The organism is Phormidium yuhuli AB48 (genome assembly GCF_023983615.1).
Taxonomy (GTDB): Bacteria; Cyanobacteriota; Cyanobacteriia; order Cyanobacteriales; family Geitlerinemataceae; genus Sodalinema; species Sodalinema yuhuli.
In genome coordinates, this window is the sequence record NZ_CP098611.1 from 3,789,338 (window position 1) to 3,807,639 (window position 18,302).

An 18,302-nucleotide genomic window follows, 5' to 3' on the forward strand; every position below is an offset into this window, starting at 1 on the left:
ATGAACTATAGGTTAACTATAACAATTCTCTTTTAACGTGACCAACCTGTTTAGGAACACCTTGTCTCAACTGTTAGACATAAATCTTCACAACAAATCCATCATAACTCTAGGGGAATCGTTAGGGTTTCAGGATATTCAGGGATAACAGACCTTGGGCTAACGGTATTATTCCCAATGTAAAAGCTGTTTAATCCTGGGAACAAGCTGTAAGGGGTCAAAGGGTTTGGAAATGGTGGCGGTAATCCCAATATCTTGAAATTTATCCATCACTTCAGTCGCACCCTTCGCCGTTAGCAGCAAGACGGGAATGGGTTGGGTATCGGGAAACTCTTGTAAGACTTTAGCCGTCATCAATCCATCCATTTCTGGCATCATCACATCCAGCAAAATCGCATCGGGATGATGAAAACGGGCAAGATTCACCCCTTCTGAGCCAGAACAGGCGGCTAGCACCTTCCAGCCTCCTTCGAGTTCTAAGGTCAGTTGAGTCACCTCTCGGATATCTTCTTCGTCATCAATAATTAAAATACACCGAGTAGTCATAAGAGTTGATCTGGATTCAGCGACTGACATATTCGAGAAATAGGGTCGAGCCGGGAGATGTCTGCCCTAATGTTACCTCATGAGCAAATCAGAGCATCAGGGATCAATAAACCTCAACAGTCACTGTTGAGATCACAGGAAAACACTCGACCCCGTCCGGCTTCTTTCGCGCGATAGAGGGCCTGATCTGCCCGACGATAGAGGGTTGGTAAATCATCGCCATCTTCTGGGAACTGGGCCACTCCCGCACTAAAGGTCACCTGCAAACAGACCTCATCATCTAAGATGAACTCATGCGATCGCCACTGTTGCAAAAGTAGGGACAAGCGCTCAACGGCACTAGGGGCGTCGGTATCGGCCATCACCACCACAAATTCCTCCCCTCCCCAACGGCCCACCACATCATCGGCCCGGAAGGATTCCCGCAACATTTCGCCAAAACGATGCAAGACCAGATCCCCCGTCGCATGACCATAGGTGTCATTGATCGGCTTAAAGTGATCGAGATCTAACATGGCGAAACTGACTGGACGGTCATGGCGCAGGGCCAGGCGTAACACGTTGGTAATGTCGTAACTGGATTTACGGCGATTGGCCAAGCCGGTCAAGGCATCGAGTTCTGCCAAGTTTTGCAAGAGTTTAGTGCGTTCGAGGCGATTAAACAGACGTGAAATCAGTTCGGGCCCTGAAATGGGCTTACTGACATAATCATCAGCCCCCGCCTGAAAAATTCGGTCCACCGTGGCCGAGTCCGTATGGGCCGTCAGAAATAAAATCGGCACTTTCCGCCATTGGGGTTCATTCCGAACGACCTGACAGAGTTCAATGCCACTGTAATGGGGCATTTCAAAATCCAACACCAGTAAATCCGGCATAAACGTTTCCAGGGACTGCCAAAAGCTACGGGGGTCATGTAAAGTTTCGAGTTCCAGACCCCAGGGACTCAGGAGGGTTTTGAGTCCTTGCAGTTCTTGAGGGTCATCATCGACAATTAGAACCTTGGCCGCTGTGTGCGATCGCTGAATCACCTCCATAGCAACCTCCATAATTTGTGGCATTGGCAAGGGTTTTTGCAGAAAGGCCTGACTCCCCAAACGGGATACTGAGAGGCGATCTTGGAAACTATCCCGCACCGTCAACACCACCACGGGAATTTCTGGGCGATTGCGGGCCAATTCTTCGAGCAGGATGATGCCATCTTCTCCCGGTTCCGGGAAGTTGAGATCCAAGAGAATCAATCCTGGAGAATAGGTCACAATCGCCGGACGGGCTTCTTGTACTGTGGTAGCAATTTTCACATCCATACCCCAGGTTTCCGCCTCCTCAGCAATTTGTTCGGCGAGGAGGCGATCGTCATCTACAATGAGCAATCGCCGTTGTTCCGGATCAGGAAGGGTGGGAGGTTCTGGCATCGTAGCCGTGGGATGGCGTTGAAACTGTTGACGTAGTTCCACGAGCCACTGTTGCAGTTGATCGATTTGGGCTTGGCTAAACTTTCGTTCTTGTAGCAACATCTCCTCGATGTTGCGGGCTAAGCTAGAGCCGTAGTGGTAACCAAAGGTGCCGAGAGAACCGGCGAGTTTATGAGCTTCTTGGCGGGCCGTCACCTGGAGGCTTTCATCACGGGCCGCCAAAGCTGAAATCCCCTCTTCGAGTAAATCAACTCGTTTGAGAATATTGGGCTTAATGCGTTGCCAAAGGGTTTGAATGGCATTGAGGGTTGTGTTATTACTGCTGTCGTGTCCTGTTTTAGGGGGAGTTGGGCTGTCCTCCTCATAGTCTTGGAGACGGTAGCCAACCCCATAGATGGTTTCAATGAGTTTTGGGGGGGCATCTACCGCCTTGAGTTTGGTGCGTAGGCCCTTAATATGGGCCCGTAGAGTATTTTCCGTGGGGGGATCTTCCAGAGACCAAAGATGGTCGATGATGACCTCCCGTGAGAAAACCTGCGTGGGCGATCGCAAAAACAGTTCTAACAGAGCATATTCTTTAGGCGTCAGGCATAAAAGACGATTATCATAAGTGACCTCACAGGTGGCTGGGTCTAATTGCAGGGGTCCCCAGGTCAAAATGGGAGGACGGGAATAGCGTCCCCGTCGTACTAAGGCACGAATCCGAGCGAGTAGTTCTTCTAAACCGACCGGTTTCACCACATAATCGTCGGCCCCAGCATCCAAGCCTAAGACCTTATCACGACTGTTATCGAGGGCAGTCAACAACAACACTGGCATTTGATAATGTTCTGAGCGCAAGGTTTTACAAAGGCTGATTCCATCCAATTTCGGCAGAACAACATCCAAGACCAGCACGTCATAGTCGAAGGTGCGGGCATAGTTTAAGCCACTCTCCCCATCAGTGGCCACATCCACGATGTAATTGCGATCGCTCAGGTATTGATTCAACAGTTGAGCCAGATATTCGTCGTCTTCAACTAACAGGATTTTCACAATTGCACTTCGACTCAGACAGAAACATGAACCCAGCCATAAGCCACTGTAGTCCAAAAATTGCGAGGGGGGTGAGACCATGCTCTAGCCCGGCGAACCGTCTTTGCCCTCGTAATCTTACTTTGAGGCTAGCATTTTCTCTCTGAGGCTTCCACAAGCCGTAAGCCCGTGACCTCTTGCCCTTGAATTTCCCTCAAGTCCATTTAAGGGAATTGGCATTAAGATCAAGATCTGGCAATTCTATCTACTGGCTAGGATCAACTCTCATGGCTTAACCGGCCAGCCTTAGCCGTGGATATTGACGATATGTAAAACATATGATATACAAAGACGACTTAATCCGAGCGATCGCCAACACGAACCGAGGTCTTCTCGCCAGCGACACCGACAACGCGGCCATTCTCTCCGCCATTGCCCGCCTAGAAGACCGCAACCCAACCCCCAACCCCCTAGAGGCTCCAGCCCTTCTCGAAGGCAACTGGCGACTGCTCTATACCACCAGCAGCGAACTCTTAGGGATTGACCGCTTTCCCCTCTACCGCCTTGGGGACATCTATCAATGTATCCGCCTGCAAGAGCGCAAAATCTACAACATCGCCCAACTGCAAGGCCTCCCCTATCTCGAAGGACTCGTCAGCGTCGCGGCCCAATTCACCCCCATCTCCAGCATCCGCGTCAACGTCAAATTTCAGCGGTTCGTTGTTGGTTTGCAGCGGCTTCTCAACTACCAAAACCCCACACAATTCATCCAGGCCCTAGAATCTCCACAAAAATTCCTAGCCCTAGACTCCAACATCCAAACCGACCGCCAGGGTTGGCTCGACATTACCTATCTCGACGAAACCCTACGCATTGGCCGGGGCAACGTCGGCAGTGTCTTCGTTCTCAGCAAAACCTAACTCCCCCTAAACTTGAGGAATCGTCGCCCCCGTCAACACCGCATCGGTAAAATCTGCCCCTTGAATAATGGCATTCGTTAAATCCGCATCGGTTAAATCCGCGTCCCGGAACAGCACCTGACTTAAATCGCTGCCATAGAAGCGGCTTCCCTGCAAACGAGCGCCCGTTAAGTTAGCCCGAAATAGATAGCTGTGGGTCAAATTCGCGCCCTTGAAGGAGGCGCCCAATAATAGGGTTTCACTCAAAACCGCCCCCTGCAAATTCGCCCCTTGGAAATTTGCCCCCTGGAAATCCCCCAGATTCAGAGCTGCACCGGACAAATCCGCCCCATCCCAGAGGCTCCCCACCGCCACCGCCCCCGTCAGCCGAGCTTCCGAGAGCAATACATCGGTTAAATCTGCTTGGGAGAGATTGGCGCGATTGAAATTGACAGCAAATCCCGAACTCCCCCGTAAACTCGCCTCCCGTAAACTCGCCCCTTGAAAATTTCCCTCATGCAAGCGAACCCCCTGCAACATGGCGCCATCCAAACTCGCATTTCTCAAATCAGCCCCCGTTAAATTGGCCCCCTCCAGATTAACTCGGTTCAAGCGGGCCCCGAGAAAACTCGCCCCTTCTAAATCAGCCTGTTCAAGGTTAGCCTGTCCCAGACGGGCAAAATTGAAGGTTCCCCCGCTCAAGTTCGCCCCTTGTAGGTTGGCTTGTCCCAACTGAGTCTCAATCAGACTCGCCCGAGCAAGATTAGCCCGAGTAAGACTTGCTCCAGTAAGACTCGCCTCATCCAAAATCGCCCCTTCTAAATTGGCTCCTTGCAAATTCGCCCCCGTGAGATTCGCCCCCTGCAAGTCCACCTCACGCAAATCAGCCCCCGACAAGTCTACCCCCGCCAGGCGACAACGACGACAGACCCCAGTCTCGGCCAGTTGCTCAAGCTGACGCTGCTGGCGACGATTGCCAGAAGCCGGTTGCTCCGTTACACCCATGAGAGTCAGAGCAATCAGTCCCACAGATAGCCATTTCCAGATCGAGAGTTGATTCATCGGTTTTAAGGAATGTTCCCCAATATGTTACTCGTTCATATTGCGATAGGTGGCTACCGCTGAAGGAGAAATACGGTTGAGATAGCGAAAAATCCAGTATTTCATGACTGTATCTAAAATCACCGGAAAAGTGGCGATAAACATAAAATTAAAGTCGCGGCTTTCGGGTAGGCCAAAATGATGAGACACCCCTTCTAGGATAATTTCCCAGCCATGGGGAGAGTGATAGCCCACAAAGATATCGGTAAACAGAATAATAATAAAGGCTTTAGCACTATCGCTGAGTCCATAAATTAGGTCATCAATAAAGGATTTGACAACAGCAATTTCTCGCTTGCTGTTGACTAACACCAGAATAAATCCTCCTAAAGAAAACAGGTCTGCGAAAACATTTTGTAGGGCATTATCACTCATGGCTTGAAATTTACGGGCAATGGTTTGAGCTTCCTCATTGACCCGTTCCTCAAACTCCTCATCGGATAAGGGGGGCGCTGAGCCAATCGCTATGCGGAAGCGGAGCCGTTCTTCGTAATGACGCAGCTCTTGATAGGCCTCTTCTTCAAAGTCAGGATTGATGAACACATCCACAGTATCCTGGAAAAACTCATTATAAATGGGACGAATCAGAAAATTTTTAGAGACCTGATGGGTCAGCAAGGGAACCAAAATGAGAAGGAGGATAAACTTGAGGGAAATAACCGTTTTACTTTTGGAATAGCGAAACTTCTCAACGACATCTTCTTCTGCATTGGGGTCCAGTTCTTCTTTAATGCGGTTGAGTGTTCTGAGGATGGAACGGGGTAATAAACTCGCCTGGCCAGAAATCGATTCCACGTCACTGGCCGTTTCTTCTCGGGATTGGCGTGAGCTGTTAAACTCATCGCGCCAACTGCGGTTAGGATTAGTTGCGCCTCGGTTCAACCGCGGTGAGGGAGAAGACCCTCCCAAGGGTGGATTGCGGTCTGATTTGGATGCCTTCTGGGGGACAGAGGGGGGATTGGAGGACTGTTCGGCGGCCAGGGGTTGAGAGGGTTGTTGGGCTGAGGGCCGTCGGCTGAGGTACTTAGCGGCAATCTCATCAATGACTTTGAGTTTTTTGAGATTTTCGGAAAATTGGTAGGTTTCATCGGGGGAGTAGCGAGATTTTGAGGCATCGGTGGCTTGTAACGGAATTGGTCCGAAGGGGGAGCGAGTCAGCCAGTTGAGGGTGCTGCGACTGGCTCGAAATTCCCGCAAGCGCCGTTGAATGATGGCTAAGTTGCGATCGCGCTCGCTCTTAAGTTGTCCCCATTCCAGGCCCGTATACCCCCCATCGGCGGTCATCATCTGCCCTTGAAAATACTCCTGTTCCAGCTTTTGGATGGCCAAGGCCGCCCGATAGGCCGCATCAAGGGCCCGCTCAGGGGTTTTGAAATACCAACGACGCAGACGACGCCAGGGCCGCCAAGGACCCGAAGATTGGGGATTTTGCATTATTCCAACAACCAACCGTGAGCGGGAATCACTATCCCCAATTGCCTCTTGTACAATGTCTTAAGACGTTCTGTACTTGGCAGGGGTCGAGTAGCATCCTAGCAAATCTGTTCGAGGTTGATCGGTGTCTTCTCAATCAATTTGGCTTCTAGGGCCAAGTCGCTCTGGTAAAACTAGCTACCTGGTGGCGGAGGTGGCCCACTGGCTGGAGGAGATGACGGGAGAGATGTCTGAGGCCCTGTTGACGCCGAAGCTCTTTCCCGGCTCCATCTTGGTCTTCGCGGCGACGGGAGATAATCGCTTGCGGCTGAGTGAACACCTGTTACGGGCCACAGGGGGACGGGGGGGGGTAACGGTGACCACGCCACTGGGCTTTTTTCAGCAGGAAGTCAGTTTATTCTGGACGCTAATTGCTCAAACGTTGGGATTACAGGTGCCGATTCCCTTGCGCTTACGGCCGGAAACGGAGCAGATGCTGGCTCAGCGACTCTGGGAGCCTTATCTGGAGGACGGAGGTTTAGAGCAATTGGGAACTCGCCATAAACGTCAAGTGCGTCGGGCGTTGGATTTGCTGCAACTGGCGGGTGCGGCGGGGTTGGCCCCGGAGGAGATTGGAGAACGACTGCAACAGGGACTGGCCTCGGAGCAGTTAGAACCGGAGGCGGCTGGGGTGCTGCAAGAGATGCTGTTGCAATGGCGCGATTGGTGTCTGCGGCGGGGGGTACTCACCTATGGGGTGGTGTTGGAACTCTATTGGCGCTATTTGTTACCAGACCCCTATTATCAGGCCCAGTTGAGGCAGCGATTTTTGGGGGTGGCGGCGGATGATGTGGATGATTATCCTGCCATTAGTCGAGATTTGTTTGAAGTTCTCTTGGGGTTGCAACGTCCGGGATTGTTTAGTTTTAATCCAGAGGGGAAGATTCGCTTGGGCCTCAATGCTGATCCGGATACCTTGGAGGGGTTATGTGGCTGCTGTAACCAGGTGATTGAGCTGGAGCGGCCCTCGCGAGGGTTAGTGGAATCCTTGGCTGAACCGATGATTGAGTTGGCGTTGAATCCCACCTATTTAATGCAGCTACCGGCATCGGTTCCTTCCCTGCAAACGGTGGCGCGATCGCAGCTGCTGCGGCGGGTGGGGGATGAGGTGGCCCGGTTAGTCCGATATGGCTCGGTGAGTCCGGCGGAGATTGCCATTATTGCACCGGGGTTGGATGCGATCGCCCGCTATAGTCTGGAGCATATTTTGGGGGGCCATGGTATCCCGGTGCGCCCTCTCCAGGTGCAACGACCCTTGTTTAGTAATCCGCGAATCCGGGCGGTATTAACCCTGTTGCCGTTTTTCTATGAGGGCTTGGGACGACGGATTAATCGGGATTTGGTGGCGGAAATGTTGGTGATGCTCTCCCAGAATCCTCGGCGGGATGAGGAGGTCACCCTTCAGTTTGAGATTGATCCGGTGCGGGGGGGAACCTTAGCCGATGCCTGTTATTGCCCCAATCCTGAGCATCCAGAACTTTTGCCAGCTCAGAGTTTTCCGGGGGGCGATCGCCTCGGCTACCGGGCCACACGAGCCTATGAACAGATGCGTCAATGGATTGAGCAGAGGCGATCGGAAATTGCCACCGGGGCGATCGCCTCCCCCGTAGTGTTGTTAGATCGCATTATTGGTGAATTCTGCTGGCATGGGGATTTAGCTGATGATCAACGGGAGGCCCTGCGGGAACTTCTGGAAACCGCCAGCCATTTTTGGGAAGTGGAGGCCCGGGTGGGGGGCGATTGTCGGTCCCATACCCCCCGCGAGCGACCCGTGGCGGAGGCGGTGGGAGATTTTCTGACCCTGCTGCAACGGGGAACCGTCACCGCTAACCCCTATCCCCTGCAACCTCGCCAGCCGGAAGCGGTTACCCTGAGTACGGTCTATCAATATCGCAGTAATCGTCTGGCCCATCGTTACCATTTCTGGCTGGATATCAGTTCTCCCCTTTGGTTACAGGGGGGAGCGTCCGTGTTATTTGCGGCCCCAATTTTCGAGCGATCGCGCCCCCTTCCCTACGACGCCCAGGCCAGCCAAGGGGACGATGAGGCGCGACTCAAACGGATTCTCCAGGATTTACTCTCCCGCGTTCAGGAACAAGTCATTCTCTGTCATAGTGACCTAGCCGTCAACGGACAAGAGCAAATGGGGCCCCTCCTCGCTCTCGCCAACGCTTCGGTCTCGATCACGGAGGTCCCCTTGAGTGAATCCCCCTAAGTCTGGACATCCCAGGCAAATCGATTATACTGGCGGGTAGCTTTAATCCCGGGTGTTTTCGTCTCTACCCCTGACCATCACCGCAGCAGGAGGACTCCAAACAGAATTGGTAAACCCCAGACCCACCCCGATTCCCTCAACCCGTTTGATGAAGCCTATGTCTTGGCGCCATTCGAAACGTTAAGGGGCAATCCATAGGGTTAAAGACATCACGATATATCCCTAACTCTGGCAACATAAGATATTTCAGGAGTTCAGGAAAAGTATCTCCTGAACCTAGGATTGTGCTGCCAATTTTTAAGCCCATCTCTCAATCGGTGATAGCCCGTTAGGTCTCTCCAACAAACAGCTAAAATGCCCCCATCCCGGCTGGGCATTGCCCTACCGCTGAGACGTCTCGGAACTTTAGCCCCCAAGCCACCGTCCCCCACAGAGATACGCCTAAATGTGCCTGCTCCATCCCAGAAAAGGCAAGGGTTCAATCCAATCTCTAACGCAATCCCCAGTCGCCTAAATCGGACTAAGCTGATTGGGGAAGATTGTCGATCTCGGGCGACGATAGCAAGCTTACAGTATTAAGAAGTTTAAGTTTTTTGACAGATGGCACAATGGGTAAAAGTTAGTTTATAATTCCCCTGTAAGTTAACTGGTAAACTTTGAGGAGTTGAACAACATGAAATTAAGCCGCCTCAGTGCGTCCGCTGCCCTACTTGGGCTTGTTTCCCTTACCGCTGCGGGTCTCAAGGCTCCCTCGAACGCCGCTCCCTTAGCTGAAGGCTCTGATTCTCTGGAACTGGCACAACGCATTGGAGAGCGTCCTGGGGACACTTGCCGTCGAGTTCGGGGAGCAAATGTTCTCTACACGGAACCTGATATGGGCTCCACTGAAATCGCGAACATGCTGCCGAACGAACAGGTCAACATGATCCGCAATGCCTTTGTGGGTGATGATGGTGGAATGTGGTTTGAATTGGAAGATTCCGTGGGGAATATTGGCTTCATGCCCGCCCAAGCTCGTATGACCGCTGGTGGTTCGCTGGAATCCACTCTGGCCAACTGTCCCGGACAAGGTACGACTCCTTCGGCATTCCCCGTGACCTGGTAGTTTGAGCCGGTGTTCTCAACATCGTTTCCATGAGCCATCACAAAGATTAAGTAATTCTGCCAAACCCCCGTCCTCACTCCTGAGAGGCGGGGGTTATTCGTGGTTCTCAGTTCTCAATGATTAATTCCCAAGCAACTCTGGGGCCGATCGCGCCTCATCGTCAGAGCCAAAGGACCAGAGACTGGAGGCTGCCTCAGCCCGAGTGACCGGTCGTTCCGGTTGCAACAGCCGGGTAAAGCCAAAGGCCCGACCGATGTTAGAACGTTCTCCATTCTCGAAATCTCCTAAGACCGCTTCGAGAACGTCAGCGGGCAGGCCCGTGGCATCCTGAAAGCCCCAGGTCTCTTGCACCGCCTCCACGCTGGCATCAGGTAGGCCGCGACGCACATCCAGGGGAACCTTCCAACGCAACAAATCTTTGCGTAGTAGGGGATCGTCAGGACGAAATAGGCTGGGGCCGTCATCATCGCTGAGGGGACTGGGGATGATGCCAGCTTCGGCGAGCCCTTGAATAATGGGGAAGTCAGGATGGCTTTGGGGCATATCCTGAAAGGCGGGTTCCCGGTTTCCTCGGGCCGGACGCACTTGTCTCGCGGATTGGCCCTCATGAAAGCGGTTATTGGCCTCCAAGAGCCAGCGGGCATAGTCTCGCCGGGTTATGGTCTCCTCGGGGCCAAAGCGATCGCCCTCTAGGGGGGAGAGAATCCCCAGTTGGGCCACATCCTTGACGTAGGACGCCAGGGAGTCGGATAGCTGCTCTAAATCACTAAAAGAGGTGGTTTGGGGCGATCGCCCCTCCGGAGATGGGGCCCCAGGGACGGCCGGGCTGGGCTGAGGGGCGGCGGCCTCAGATTCCTCTGGAGGAGCGGGGTCTGACTCTATAGGAGTGGCTACATAGGTGAGTTCAAACTCCGTACCCTGGGGACTATCAGTTTGAGCCTGGTTTGTCCCGTTCTCGGCAGCGGTCCGGGGACGAATCACCACGGTCAGCGGCCAATCCTGACCCTCACGGCTGGCCTGCAAGCGGATTTCCTCTCCCTCAACCCTGTCTTCCTCCAGTTGCCAGTTGTCCTGCTGCAAGCGACCCCGGTAAAACTCGGCAATCACCTCGGGAGGGTCATCACTATGCCAACGACTGCGGAGGCGATCGCCCTCCAATTCGGTGGTTTCTAACCAGGTGGCCGGCTCATATTGGGGCAAGTCTGGAGGGAATCGCTCTAACTCAGGGGCCTCGGGAATGGCGACAGGACCCTCTGTTGCCTCTGACTCAGGACTTGTCGGCTGAAGTTGAGGATCAGCCGCAAAGGAATCTTCTAAGGAGCGGTTACCCGATTCATCGGCACAGCCACTTAGGGCCATCAGACTTAGCAGAAGCAGAATTGAGCGTTTAAACACAGTGATCCAACCCGATTTATTTCAAGGCTTCGATGGCATAGTTGAGATAAAACTTCAGTTCCGCCGCCGCCGCTGGGGAGAGTTTTAGCCCCGCACTGCCGCGATCGCGGATATAGTTAAAAATCTCGGCTTTGACCCCAGCCACCGCCGCCGAGCGATTGGGCGATCGCCCCCATTCATCAAAGGGACTGGTATTCCCAACCACTAAGCAATATTGAATTAAACATAAATCCCGGTCAATGGCGCGCTCAATATCCACCGGTGTCGCACCAGAGCGACGCAAGAGGCTATCAACCACATCCTGAACCAGACCCTCATGATAGATTGCCAGTTTCTCCGCTGCCTCTAAACGGGCTTCTGCGCGCTCTAGGGGCAGCTTGGCCGCCGCCAAATCCGTATCATCGAGGAAGCGTCCAGCCACCTCGGCGTTGGCCAATATGGGGGTGAGGGAAGATTTCATAGGGGTTCGCTCCTCAACGAAGGGCAGCAATGGCAATCTCGAAGTAGTCAGCCACTTCTGCGAGTAGGGGTTGTTTCAGGCTCACGTCAGCCTCCTGAAGTTGAACCTCCAGTTGAGCCAGGGTGGCGGCTTTCATTTCGGCGATCGCACTCACGGCCGAAGACAGGGGGACTCCTAGGGTTTCATAGGTTTGCTTTAACCCTTCCAGACAGCGTTGTTCCAGGATAGCGGAATCTCCCGCCAGCAGGGCATAACTAACATAGCGCAGGATGAACTCCCCATCGCGAATGCAGGTGGCCATCCGGCGACTGGGGTAACAGTTTCCTCCCCGTTGAATTAACTCGGGGTTTTCCGCCACCATGGTTGAGATGGCTTGGGCAATAATGTCATTGGCCTGTTGGCGAATGAGGGCAACGGCGCTAATTCGGTAGGCGTGACTGGCGGCGAACTGGCGCAGTCGGGCTAGGCGATCGCCCTCGACGTAGGCGGTTTGGGCCTCAGCATCGAGGACAGCACGAGAGAAGGAATCCAACACGGTTTGGCAAAAAACGACAAACGACGTTTAGAGAGCGGCATCTAATAGTGTAGCAACGACGCGATGGTCTGAGTCCTGTCGCAGTTGCTCCAGAGCCGCCACCGCGCGAGCATCTCGGAAGTGACGTAGGGCGTAAGCCACCCGGGCCCGCAATTGCCATTGAGGATTATCCACCTGAGCCAGTAACAAGTCCAGGGCGCGGGGGGCTTCCTCCGTGTTGGCCAAGGTTCCCAAGCCATCCAAGGCCGTTTCTCGCACCAGGAGATTGCGATCGCTCAGGCCCTGCTGACAGAGTTCTAACAAGACCTGCGGTTGAGCCATCTCCATCATCGAGGCAATAATGCCATGACGGGAGAGCCATCCTGAATCCTCTTGGAAGAGGCGACGTAAGTAGGGGACGGCGGCTGGGCCATAGAGGGCCAGAGAACTGGCGGCCTCGGCTCGGATATTGGCATCCCCATCCCCTAACATGGTTACGAGGGCGGCAAACCCCGCCTCACTGCGCTTACGTCCCAATCCCATGGCGACAAAGGAGCGCACCAACACTTCCGGGTCTCCCATTAAGGGGGTCAGGAGGGGAACCGCCACCTCGGGGCTATAATCCCGCAGTGCCGTTAACCCCCGCATCCGATGTTGAGGGTCGTCACTCTGAAGATGCTCTTGGATTTCCGTTACGTTCATATCACGCCTTCCCTTGTCAAGCTGTTTTTACATTTGTTTACAGTCTAACAAACGCCAGGGGTTCCATGCCAGGAGACAGTCAGGGAGCGGTGTGTGTCTTGAGAGGGTTAGTCTTCATGATCCTCAAAGGGATCAGCCAGTTCCTCCGAGGGGGGGCCGAAGGAGACATAGATGCCGTAGGCGGTGATGGCAATCAGCACCGCAGCGGTGGAAATACTAAGAACTGTTGCAGGTTCCATGAATAGAATTTAAAAATGAGATGGTTTCCTCTATAATATTACGAAAATTTACAACTTTTCACAGAGCGCCCAACTTTAGGTTAAACACATGGCACAACAAACACGTCTAGGCGATATCCTCAAACCTCTGAACTCCGAGTACGGGAAGGTTGTTCCCGGCTGGGGAACCACTCCTCTGATGGGAGTGTTCATGTTGCTGTTTTTCGTTTTCTTGCTGATTATTCTGCAAATCTATAACTCCTCCCTCCTGATTGAAGGGGTGGACGTGGATTGGGCGAACCTCAGCCGCTAGAACCCAGGGGATGATGCCCCAAACCTGAGAATCCCGGTTCGACCGGGATTTTTTGTCGGTACAATGGGGCACGATGGGGGCAACGGCGGCGAAGCCCCCCTGATGCGCTACGCTTACTATGGAATCTCCTATGGAGTCGCGATAATGAATATTTTTGGTATTGGCTTGCCCGAAGCGATCGTAATTTTGGTCATTGCTTTACTCATCTTTGGCCCGAAGAAGCTGCCGGAAATTGGTAGCAGTCTGGGTAAGGCCATTCGCAGCTTCCAGGATGCCTCAAAAGAGTTTGAGAGCGAGTTGAAGCGCGAAAGTGAACAACTGAAGGCTCAGCAAACCCGGGAAATCTCTCAAAGCTCGGCCACGGACTCCACCTCTGAGTCCAACGCCTCGACGACGACGGCGAATTCGGCCAACGCCAATCGCCAAGATTCGGCAGCTTAATCTTCCTGACGTCCCTCTTGCTTGTATGACTGTGAACGCTGCTTCGACATCGATTTTGCTTCCGAGTGCGATTGTCGGGTTGGGGAATCCCGGCCCGAAATACGATCGCACCCGTCATAACATTGGTTTTGCTGTGGTGGATGCGTTAGCGCACACCTGGCAGATTCCCCTAAGCGCACAGCGTAAGTTCAAGGGGGAGTATGGGGAAGGGATAGCCATGGCCGGCCAAAAGATTCACCTGCTTAAACCCACCACCTATATGAACCGTTCCGGGGAAGCCGTGCAAGCGGTAACCCGTTGGTATAAGCTTGACCCCGCCTCGGTTCTGGTGGTTTATGATGACATGGACTTACCCGTAGGACGCATTCGCTTGCGTCTGGGAGGCTCAGCGGGGGGACATAATGGCATGAAGTCCATTATTGCCCACCTGGGAACCCAAGCCTTCCCCCGTCTGCGGGTGGGAATTGGCAAACCCCAGCCGGGGGAGAATCCCTCCATTTCCCATGTTTTGGGCAAGTTTTCCCCCTCCGAGACTCAGATCATGACGGAGGTGATGACTCTGGTTCGCGATGCGATTGAGCTGAGTCTCAAGGAGGGGGTTGAAAAGTCCATGAGCCTTTACAACAGCCGTAATTTGGCCCAACCACCGTCTTCTAAGACCTCCAGTTAACTTCTTGAGAGTACGGTTGAGTTCTCCACAGTTACCTCAAACCACTGCCTATCTGCGCGTGACGGACTGCTCCTGGGAGGGAGGAACCTTGCAGGGGGAAGTTACGGCGGGGTCCTTTACTTGGGAATTTTGTTGGCTATTTAGTCAATCTCGCCTCGATATTGAACCGTCTTTGGGCCGGGCCCTCATCCAAGAACCCCTCGGCCGCTTCCTCGAACAACGGGACTATCAGCTTGAACCGGGGGGAGACTACCAATTCACCATCCGCGCTCAGATCTGAGTCCCCTAGACCGACTCAACCTGGGCTGAGAATAAGGTCTTGGGGGATTCTACTGATTATCCCCCCAGTTCTGCTGCCTATTTTTAAGTCATGGTTTCCTGACAAGCACAGGGGATCAGCTGGGGATCTCCTGTGCTCTTATGTCAACGTCTCCTGACATTACGATCCCCTAAATGCCTGTAACTTCGTGAATCCCTCAAGAATCAAGCGTTGTAGCCCCTTGCGGAATGGGAGCATCTTCTGCAAGATGAACATCAGTTGGGCGCGTTAACCCGATCCCGAATTAAAGCTAAAGCAACGGGATCTTTGTGAACTTCCGTTCAATCTGTCAGGTTTACTTGACAGCCATGTTGAGAAAGACCAGCAAGCACTATGTCACAAGAACGTCCACCCCTCGAAGAAATGACCTTGCGGCAACTCCGGCGAGTGGCCAGCGAGTGCGGCATTTCTCGATATAGCCGAATGCGGAAGTCTCAACTGCTTTCCGCCATTCAAGCGGTCTTGCCCGAAAAAATTAATCCCACAACCGCAAGTCCCACAACGACAAGTCCCAAAACAGCCAGTCTGAGTAGTCCATCACGTCAATTGGAGGCACAGGAAGAAGTGGAAGCAGCAAAGTTTGAACTCGGCCAAGACGATCGCACCGGCGGTGAACTCGCCTCAGTCGATGAAGGATTAGCCGATTTACCTGAAGGTTATGGTGAAAGCCGGATTGTCTTGATGCCTCGGGACCCCCAATGGGCCTATTGCTATTGGGACATCACCAATGAGCAGAAAGAAGAGTTACGTCGTCAAGGGGGACAGCAACTGGCCCTGCGAGTGTACGACGCGACGGACATTGATCTGAATTATCAACCGCCTCACAGCATCCAGGAATATCCTTGTGATGAACTGGCCCGGGAATGGTACTTACCAATTCCCGTCAGCGATCGCGACTATGCCGTCGAAATCGGCTATCGTTGTGCCGATGGTCGTTGGCTGGTGTTGGCCCGCTCCCTCACGGTTCACACTCCCCCTGTCTATCCTTCTGACTGGATTGAAGATATTTTCGTCACCGTCAACTGGGATGAACCTCTAGTCGGAAAAACTGTGGCGACTCTGGTTCCCCCCAGCAAAAAACCGGTTCCCAGCGAAGCGGACGAGCGCAATCCCCTCTACGAAGAAATCTTCGGGATGGCCAAATCCGCCGAAGCACAACGGGTGGCAGGTTCTATCTTTGGGTCGATGCACCAAGTCCCCGAACAAGCGGTCAGTTCCTTTGTCTTCCCCTCTGGTGTGGGAATGTGGGCTGTTCCTACCATGTCCGGTTTGACCATGTCCGGCGTGGGCATGTCCGGTGTGGGCATGGGGGCCTCAATGCCGCCGATTCGTCCTCGCCAATTCTGGTTGGTGGCTGATGCGGAATTGATTGTCTATGGGGCCACGGAACCCGATGCCACGGTCACCATTGGCGGCCGTCCTATCAAACTCAATTCTGATGGCACCTTCCGCTTCCAGATGTCCTTCCAGGATGGTCTGATTGACTATCCCATCAAAGCGGTGGCGGTTGATGGGGAACAAACCCGCTCGGTTCACATGAAGTTTGAGCGTGAAACTCCCTCCCGTAATACCAACACCAAGGAAGAAGCTGTCCCTGAGTGGTTACACTCTTAGGACTCACTACACCGAGTTCTCAATGGCTAACTGTTGCCCCGATGTCCTTTGATATCGGGGTTTTTTCTGGGCCGAGGCTGGGTTTCATCGGGCGGCGGGGTTGCCATAGAGATATCTGGGGCCAATCACCAGTAGGGGGTCGCCGGCATTGTCGGGGAGATTGCGTGTTAGGGGATCGTTGGGATCATTTGGATCCCGCAGAAAGTCAGTGACAAAGACGACGGGGCGATCGCTCTGCCAAAAGGCTTGTAATTCTGCGTCTGAAATCTGATAGCGAGGGCTGGGGCCGGGAAAAATTGGCAAGCTGCGAGACTCGCCGGCATCGCTGAGAACATAGACAATACGATAGGCGCGATCGCCCTGGCCCCACACCCAACCATCATCCAGGGTGGGAAATTCGGGGAATCGCTCCCCGTCAGGATTGAGATAAAAACTCATGGCCCCGGCGGCCCCCAGTTCCCGAGAGCCTTCAAACACCCAAAGGGTTGACTCGGGTAGTTCGGCTTCGGCTTGGCTGATGAGGGGTTGGGAGGAGCGAATTTCGGCAAAGGCGCTAAAGCCTTGGATGATGAAATAATAGGCGATCGCCATTCCCAGAACTAAGGTGAGCCAACCGGGAAGAGGCTGTCGTCGCAGTAACAGACCCCCCGCCAAGAGGGCCCCAATGCCAAAACTGAGGGCAATGGGCCAGGCTAGGAACTCCATTTGACCTAAGTCCACCTCAAGCTGATCTAAAAGTTGCCAGCGAGCCAGAACAACGGCTACCCCAGCCGCCATCAGGGTCACGGCGGCCAGGGTGCGTCCCCCAGCCATGGCCACCCCTCGACGGGCCTGGCCGCCAGTCCACCAGAGGGCCGTTAGCAGGATGAGCGGTGGCAGACTGGGCAAACTGTAGTAAATCAGGCGGGAGGAGATGGGGAGAAACAGGAGAACGGGGAGGAGGGCGGTCATGGCCAACAGCATCAGTCCACTGGCCTGTTCCTGGCGAGACTGTTGCAGACTAACCCAAGTATGAACGAGGGTTTGGGGTAGAACCAGGGACCAGGGTAGGGCCCAAACTAGGGTCATGCCAAGATAGCCCAGGGCGCTAATTTGGGAGACAGCGTAGTCTGGGGGATAGCGGCGATCGGCTAAACGCTCTAGGTTCTCGTTGGCGATAAAATACTGCCAAAATCCCGGATTCGCTCGTTCAATGGCGATCGCCCAAGGGACAATCAACAGCAGGAAGAGGGGAATGCCAAGGCTGGGGGTCAGTCCTTGCCAGATACGTCCCGGGGAGTAGATTAAGCTCATCACCAGCAGGGCAATGACTGGGAAGACCAGCATAAATGGCCCCTTGGCCAAGACAATCAGGCCCAATAGACCCCAAAAGCCCAATCCATACAGCCAATTTCTCGGGAAGAGGACCAGTTTCCAGAGACAATAGTAGGCCGTCATCAACAGGGACGACAGGAGTAAATCAATCAGCAATTGGTGGCTAAAGATAAACCAACCACAGGCACTGGCTAACATCAATGCTGCCACGCGCCCGGTGGCCGCTGAGCCGAGGTCTCGCCCCCATTGCCAGACCATAAACACGCCCCAGATTCCCCCTAGGGCCAACGGCAAGCGGGCGGCAAACTCATTAATGCCAAACGTGCTATAACTGAGGGCGATCGCCCAGTAGAGCAGGGGGGGCTTATTGAGATAGGGAGCGCCATTGAGATGGGGGGTGAGCCAATCTCCCCGTAACATCATTTCTCGGGCAACTCCGGCAAAATGGCCCTCGTGAGGTTCGTAGAGGGGGAAATCTCCTAACCCCAGGAAGAATAGGGCGATCGCCCCCAGCAGAATCAGCGGATCGAGCCAACTGAGGCTAACCGGTTGAAGTCGATTCAAGGCCACAATTTAA

At 53.7% G+C, this 18,302-nt stretch carries 18 protein-coding genes; 8 read left to right on the forward strand and 10 right to left on the reverse strand.

Going from position 1 to position 18,302, the window contains the following annotated elements; translation table 11 throughout:
• Positions 1-168: 168 nt before the first annotated feature.
• Both NEA10_RS16220 and NEA10_RS16225 read right to left on the reverse strand, forming a co-directional pair.
• Positions 169-546, reverse strand: coding sequence for a response regulator (locus NEA10_RS16220; RefSeq protein WP_252662402.1), 378 nt, complete (start codon positions 544-546; stop codon positions 169-171).
• A 113-nt stretch (positions 547-659) separates the two neighbouring features.
• Entirely contained in the window at positions 660-2,993 is a 2,334-nt protein-coding gene (locus NEA10_RS16225) for a response regulator (RefSeq protein WP_252662403.1), read from the reverse strand.
• A gap of 317 nt (positions 2,994-3,310) precedes the next feature.
• Between NEA10_RS16225 and NEA10_RS16230 the strand changes: the two genes are divergently transcribed.
• Positions 3,311-3,892 carry a PAP/fibrillin family protein gene (locus NEA10_RS16230; RefSeq protein ID WP_252662404.1) on the forward strand — a complete coding sequence of 194 codons (582 nt, stop codon included), beginning with the start codon at positions 3,311-3,313 and terminating at the stop codon, positions 3,890-3,892.
• A 6-nt stretch (positions 3,893-3,898) separates the two neighbouring features.
• Here NEA10_RS16230 and NEA10_RS16235 read toward each other — a convergent pair whose 3' ends face one another.
• Both NEA10_RS16235 and NEA10_RS16240 read right to left on the reverse strand, forming a co-directional pair.
• Complete coding sequence (locus NEA10_RS16235; protein ID WP_252662405.1) at positions 3,899-4,933, reverse strand: pentapeptide repeat-containing protein; 1,035 nt, start codon at positions 4,931-4,933, stop codon at positions 3,899-3,901.
• Between the two features lie 27 nt (positions 4,934-4,960).
• Positions 4,961-6,406: a proton extrusion protein PcxA gene (locus NEA10_RS16240; RefSeq protein WP_252662406.1), complete on the reverse strand. Its 1,446-nt coding sequence runs from the start codon at positions 6,404-6,406 to the stop codon at positions 4,961-4,963.
• Between the two features lie 124 nt (positions 6,407-6,530).
• Here NEA10_RS16240 and NEA10_RS16245 point away from each other — a divergent pair, with 124 nt between their 5' ends.
• Positions 6,531-8,660 (forward strand): recombinase family protein, encoded by a 2,130-nt coding sequence (locus NEA10_RS16245; protein ID WP_252662407.1) that lies wholly within the window; start codon positions 6,531-6,533, stop codon positions 8,658-8,660.
• 673 nt (positions 8,661-9,333) lie between these two features.
• The gene (locus NEA10_RS16250; protein ID WP_252662408.1) at positions 9,334-9,765 is read left to right on the forward strand and encodes a hypothetical protein; all 432 of its coding nucleotides are present in this window, start codon (positions 9,334-9,336) and stop codon (positions 9,763-9,765) included.
• Between the two features lie 120 nt (positions 9,766-9,885).
• Here NEA10_RS16250 and NEA10_RS16255 read toward each other — a convergent pair whose 3' ends face one another.
• The 5 genes from NEA10_RS16255 to psbN all read right to left on the reverse strand — a co-directional run bounded on the left by NEA10_RS16255 (position 9,886) and on the right by psbN (position 13,075).
• A complete protein-coding gene (locus tag NEA10_RS16255; RefSeq protein ID WP_252662409.1) occupies positions 9,886-11,160 on the reverse strand; it encodes an S-layer homology domain-containing protein in 1,275 nt (424 codons plus the stop codon).
• Positions 11,161-11,176: 16 nt separating this feature from the next.
• The gene (locus tag NEA10_RS16260) at positions 11,177-11,620 is read right to left on the reverse strand and encodes a bilin-binding protein (protein WP_252662410.1); all 444 of its coding nucleotides are present in this window, start codon (positions 11,618-11,620) and stop codon (positions 11,177-11,179) included.
• 13 nt (positions 11,621-11,633) lie between these two features.
• On the reverse strand, positions 11,634-12,155 hold the full coding sequence (locus tag NEA10_RS16265) for a bilin-binding protein (protein ID WP_252662411.1): 522 nt from the start codon (positions 12,153-12,155) through the stop codon (positions 11,634-11,636).
• Positions 12,156-12,182: 27 nt separating this feature from the next.
• Positions 12,183-12,836, reverse strand: a complete 654-nt coding sequence (locus NEA10_RS16270) for a HEAT repeat domain-containing protein (RefSeq protein ID WP_252662412.1) — start codon at positions 12,834-12,836, stop codon at positions 12,183-12,185.
• 107 nt (positions 12,837-12,943) lie between these two features.
• On the reverse strand, positions 12,944-13,075 hold the full coding sequence (gene psbN / locus NEA10_RS16275; protein WP_068788401.1) for a photosystem II reaction center protein PsbN: 132 nt from the start codon (positions 13,073-13,075) through the stop codon (positions 12,944-12,946).
• Positions 13,076-13,163: 88 nt separating this feature from the next.
• Here psbN and psbH point away from each other — a divergent pair, with 88 nt between their 5' ends.
• The 5 genes from psbH to NEA10_RS16300 all read left to right on the forward strand — a co-directional run bounded on the left by psbH (position 13,164) and on the right by NEA10_RS16300 (position 16,411).
• A complete protein-coding gene (psbH, locus tag NEA10_RS16280) occupies positions 13,164-13,367 on the forward strand; it encodes a photosystem II reaction center phosphoprotein PsbH (RefSeq protein WP_068788403.1) in 204 nt (67 codons plus the stop codon).
• A gap of 144 nt (positions 13,368-13,511) precedes the next feature.
• Positions 13,512-13,808 (forward strand): TatA/E family twin arginine-targeting protein translocase, encoded by a 297-nt coding sequence (locus tag NEA10_RS16285; protein ID WP_252662413.1) that lies wholly within the window; start codon positions 13,512-13,514, stop codon positions 13,806-13,808.
• A gap of 25 nt (positions 13,809-13,833) precedes the next feature.
• The gene (gene pth, locus NEA10_RS16290) at positions 13,834-14,478 is read left to right on the forward strand and encodes an aminoacyl-tRNA hydrolase (protein ID WP_252662414.1); all 645 of its coding nucleotides are present in this window, start codon (positions 13,834-13,836) and stop codon (positions 14,476-14,478) included.
• A 16-nt stretch (positions 14,479-14,494) separates the two neighbouring features.
• Positions 14,495-14,758, forward strand: a complete 264-nt coding sequence (locus NEA10_RS16295) for a DUF3146 family protein (RefSeq protein WP_252662415.1) — start codon at positions 14,495-14,497, stop codon at positions 14,756-14,758.
• Between the two features lie 372 nt (positions 14,759-15,130).
• Positions 15,131-16,411, forward strand: coding sequence for a DUF4912 domain-containing protein (locus tag NEA10_RS16300; RefSeq protein ID WP_252662416.1), 1,281 nt, complete (start codon positions 15,131-15,133; stop codon positions 16,409-16,411).
• 84 nt (positions 16,412-16,495) lie between these two features.
• Here the strand turns inward: NEA10_RS16300 and NEA10_RS16305 are convergent, their stop codons facing one another.
• Positions 16,496-18,295: an ArnT family glycosyltransferase gene (locus tag NEA10_RS16305; RefSeq protein WP_252662417.1), complete on the reverse strand. Its 1,800-nt coding sequence runs from the start codon at positions 18,293-18,295 to the stop codon at positions 16,496-16,498.
• Positions 18,296-18,302 lie beyond the last annotated feature (7 nt).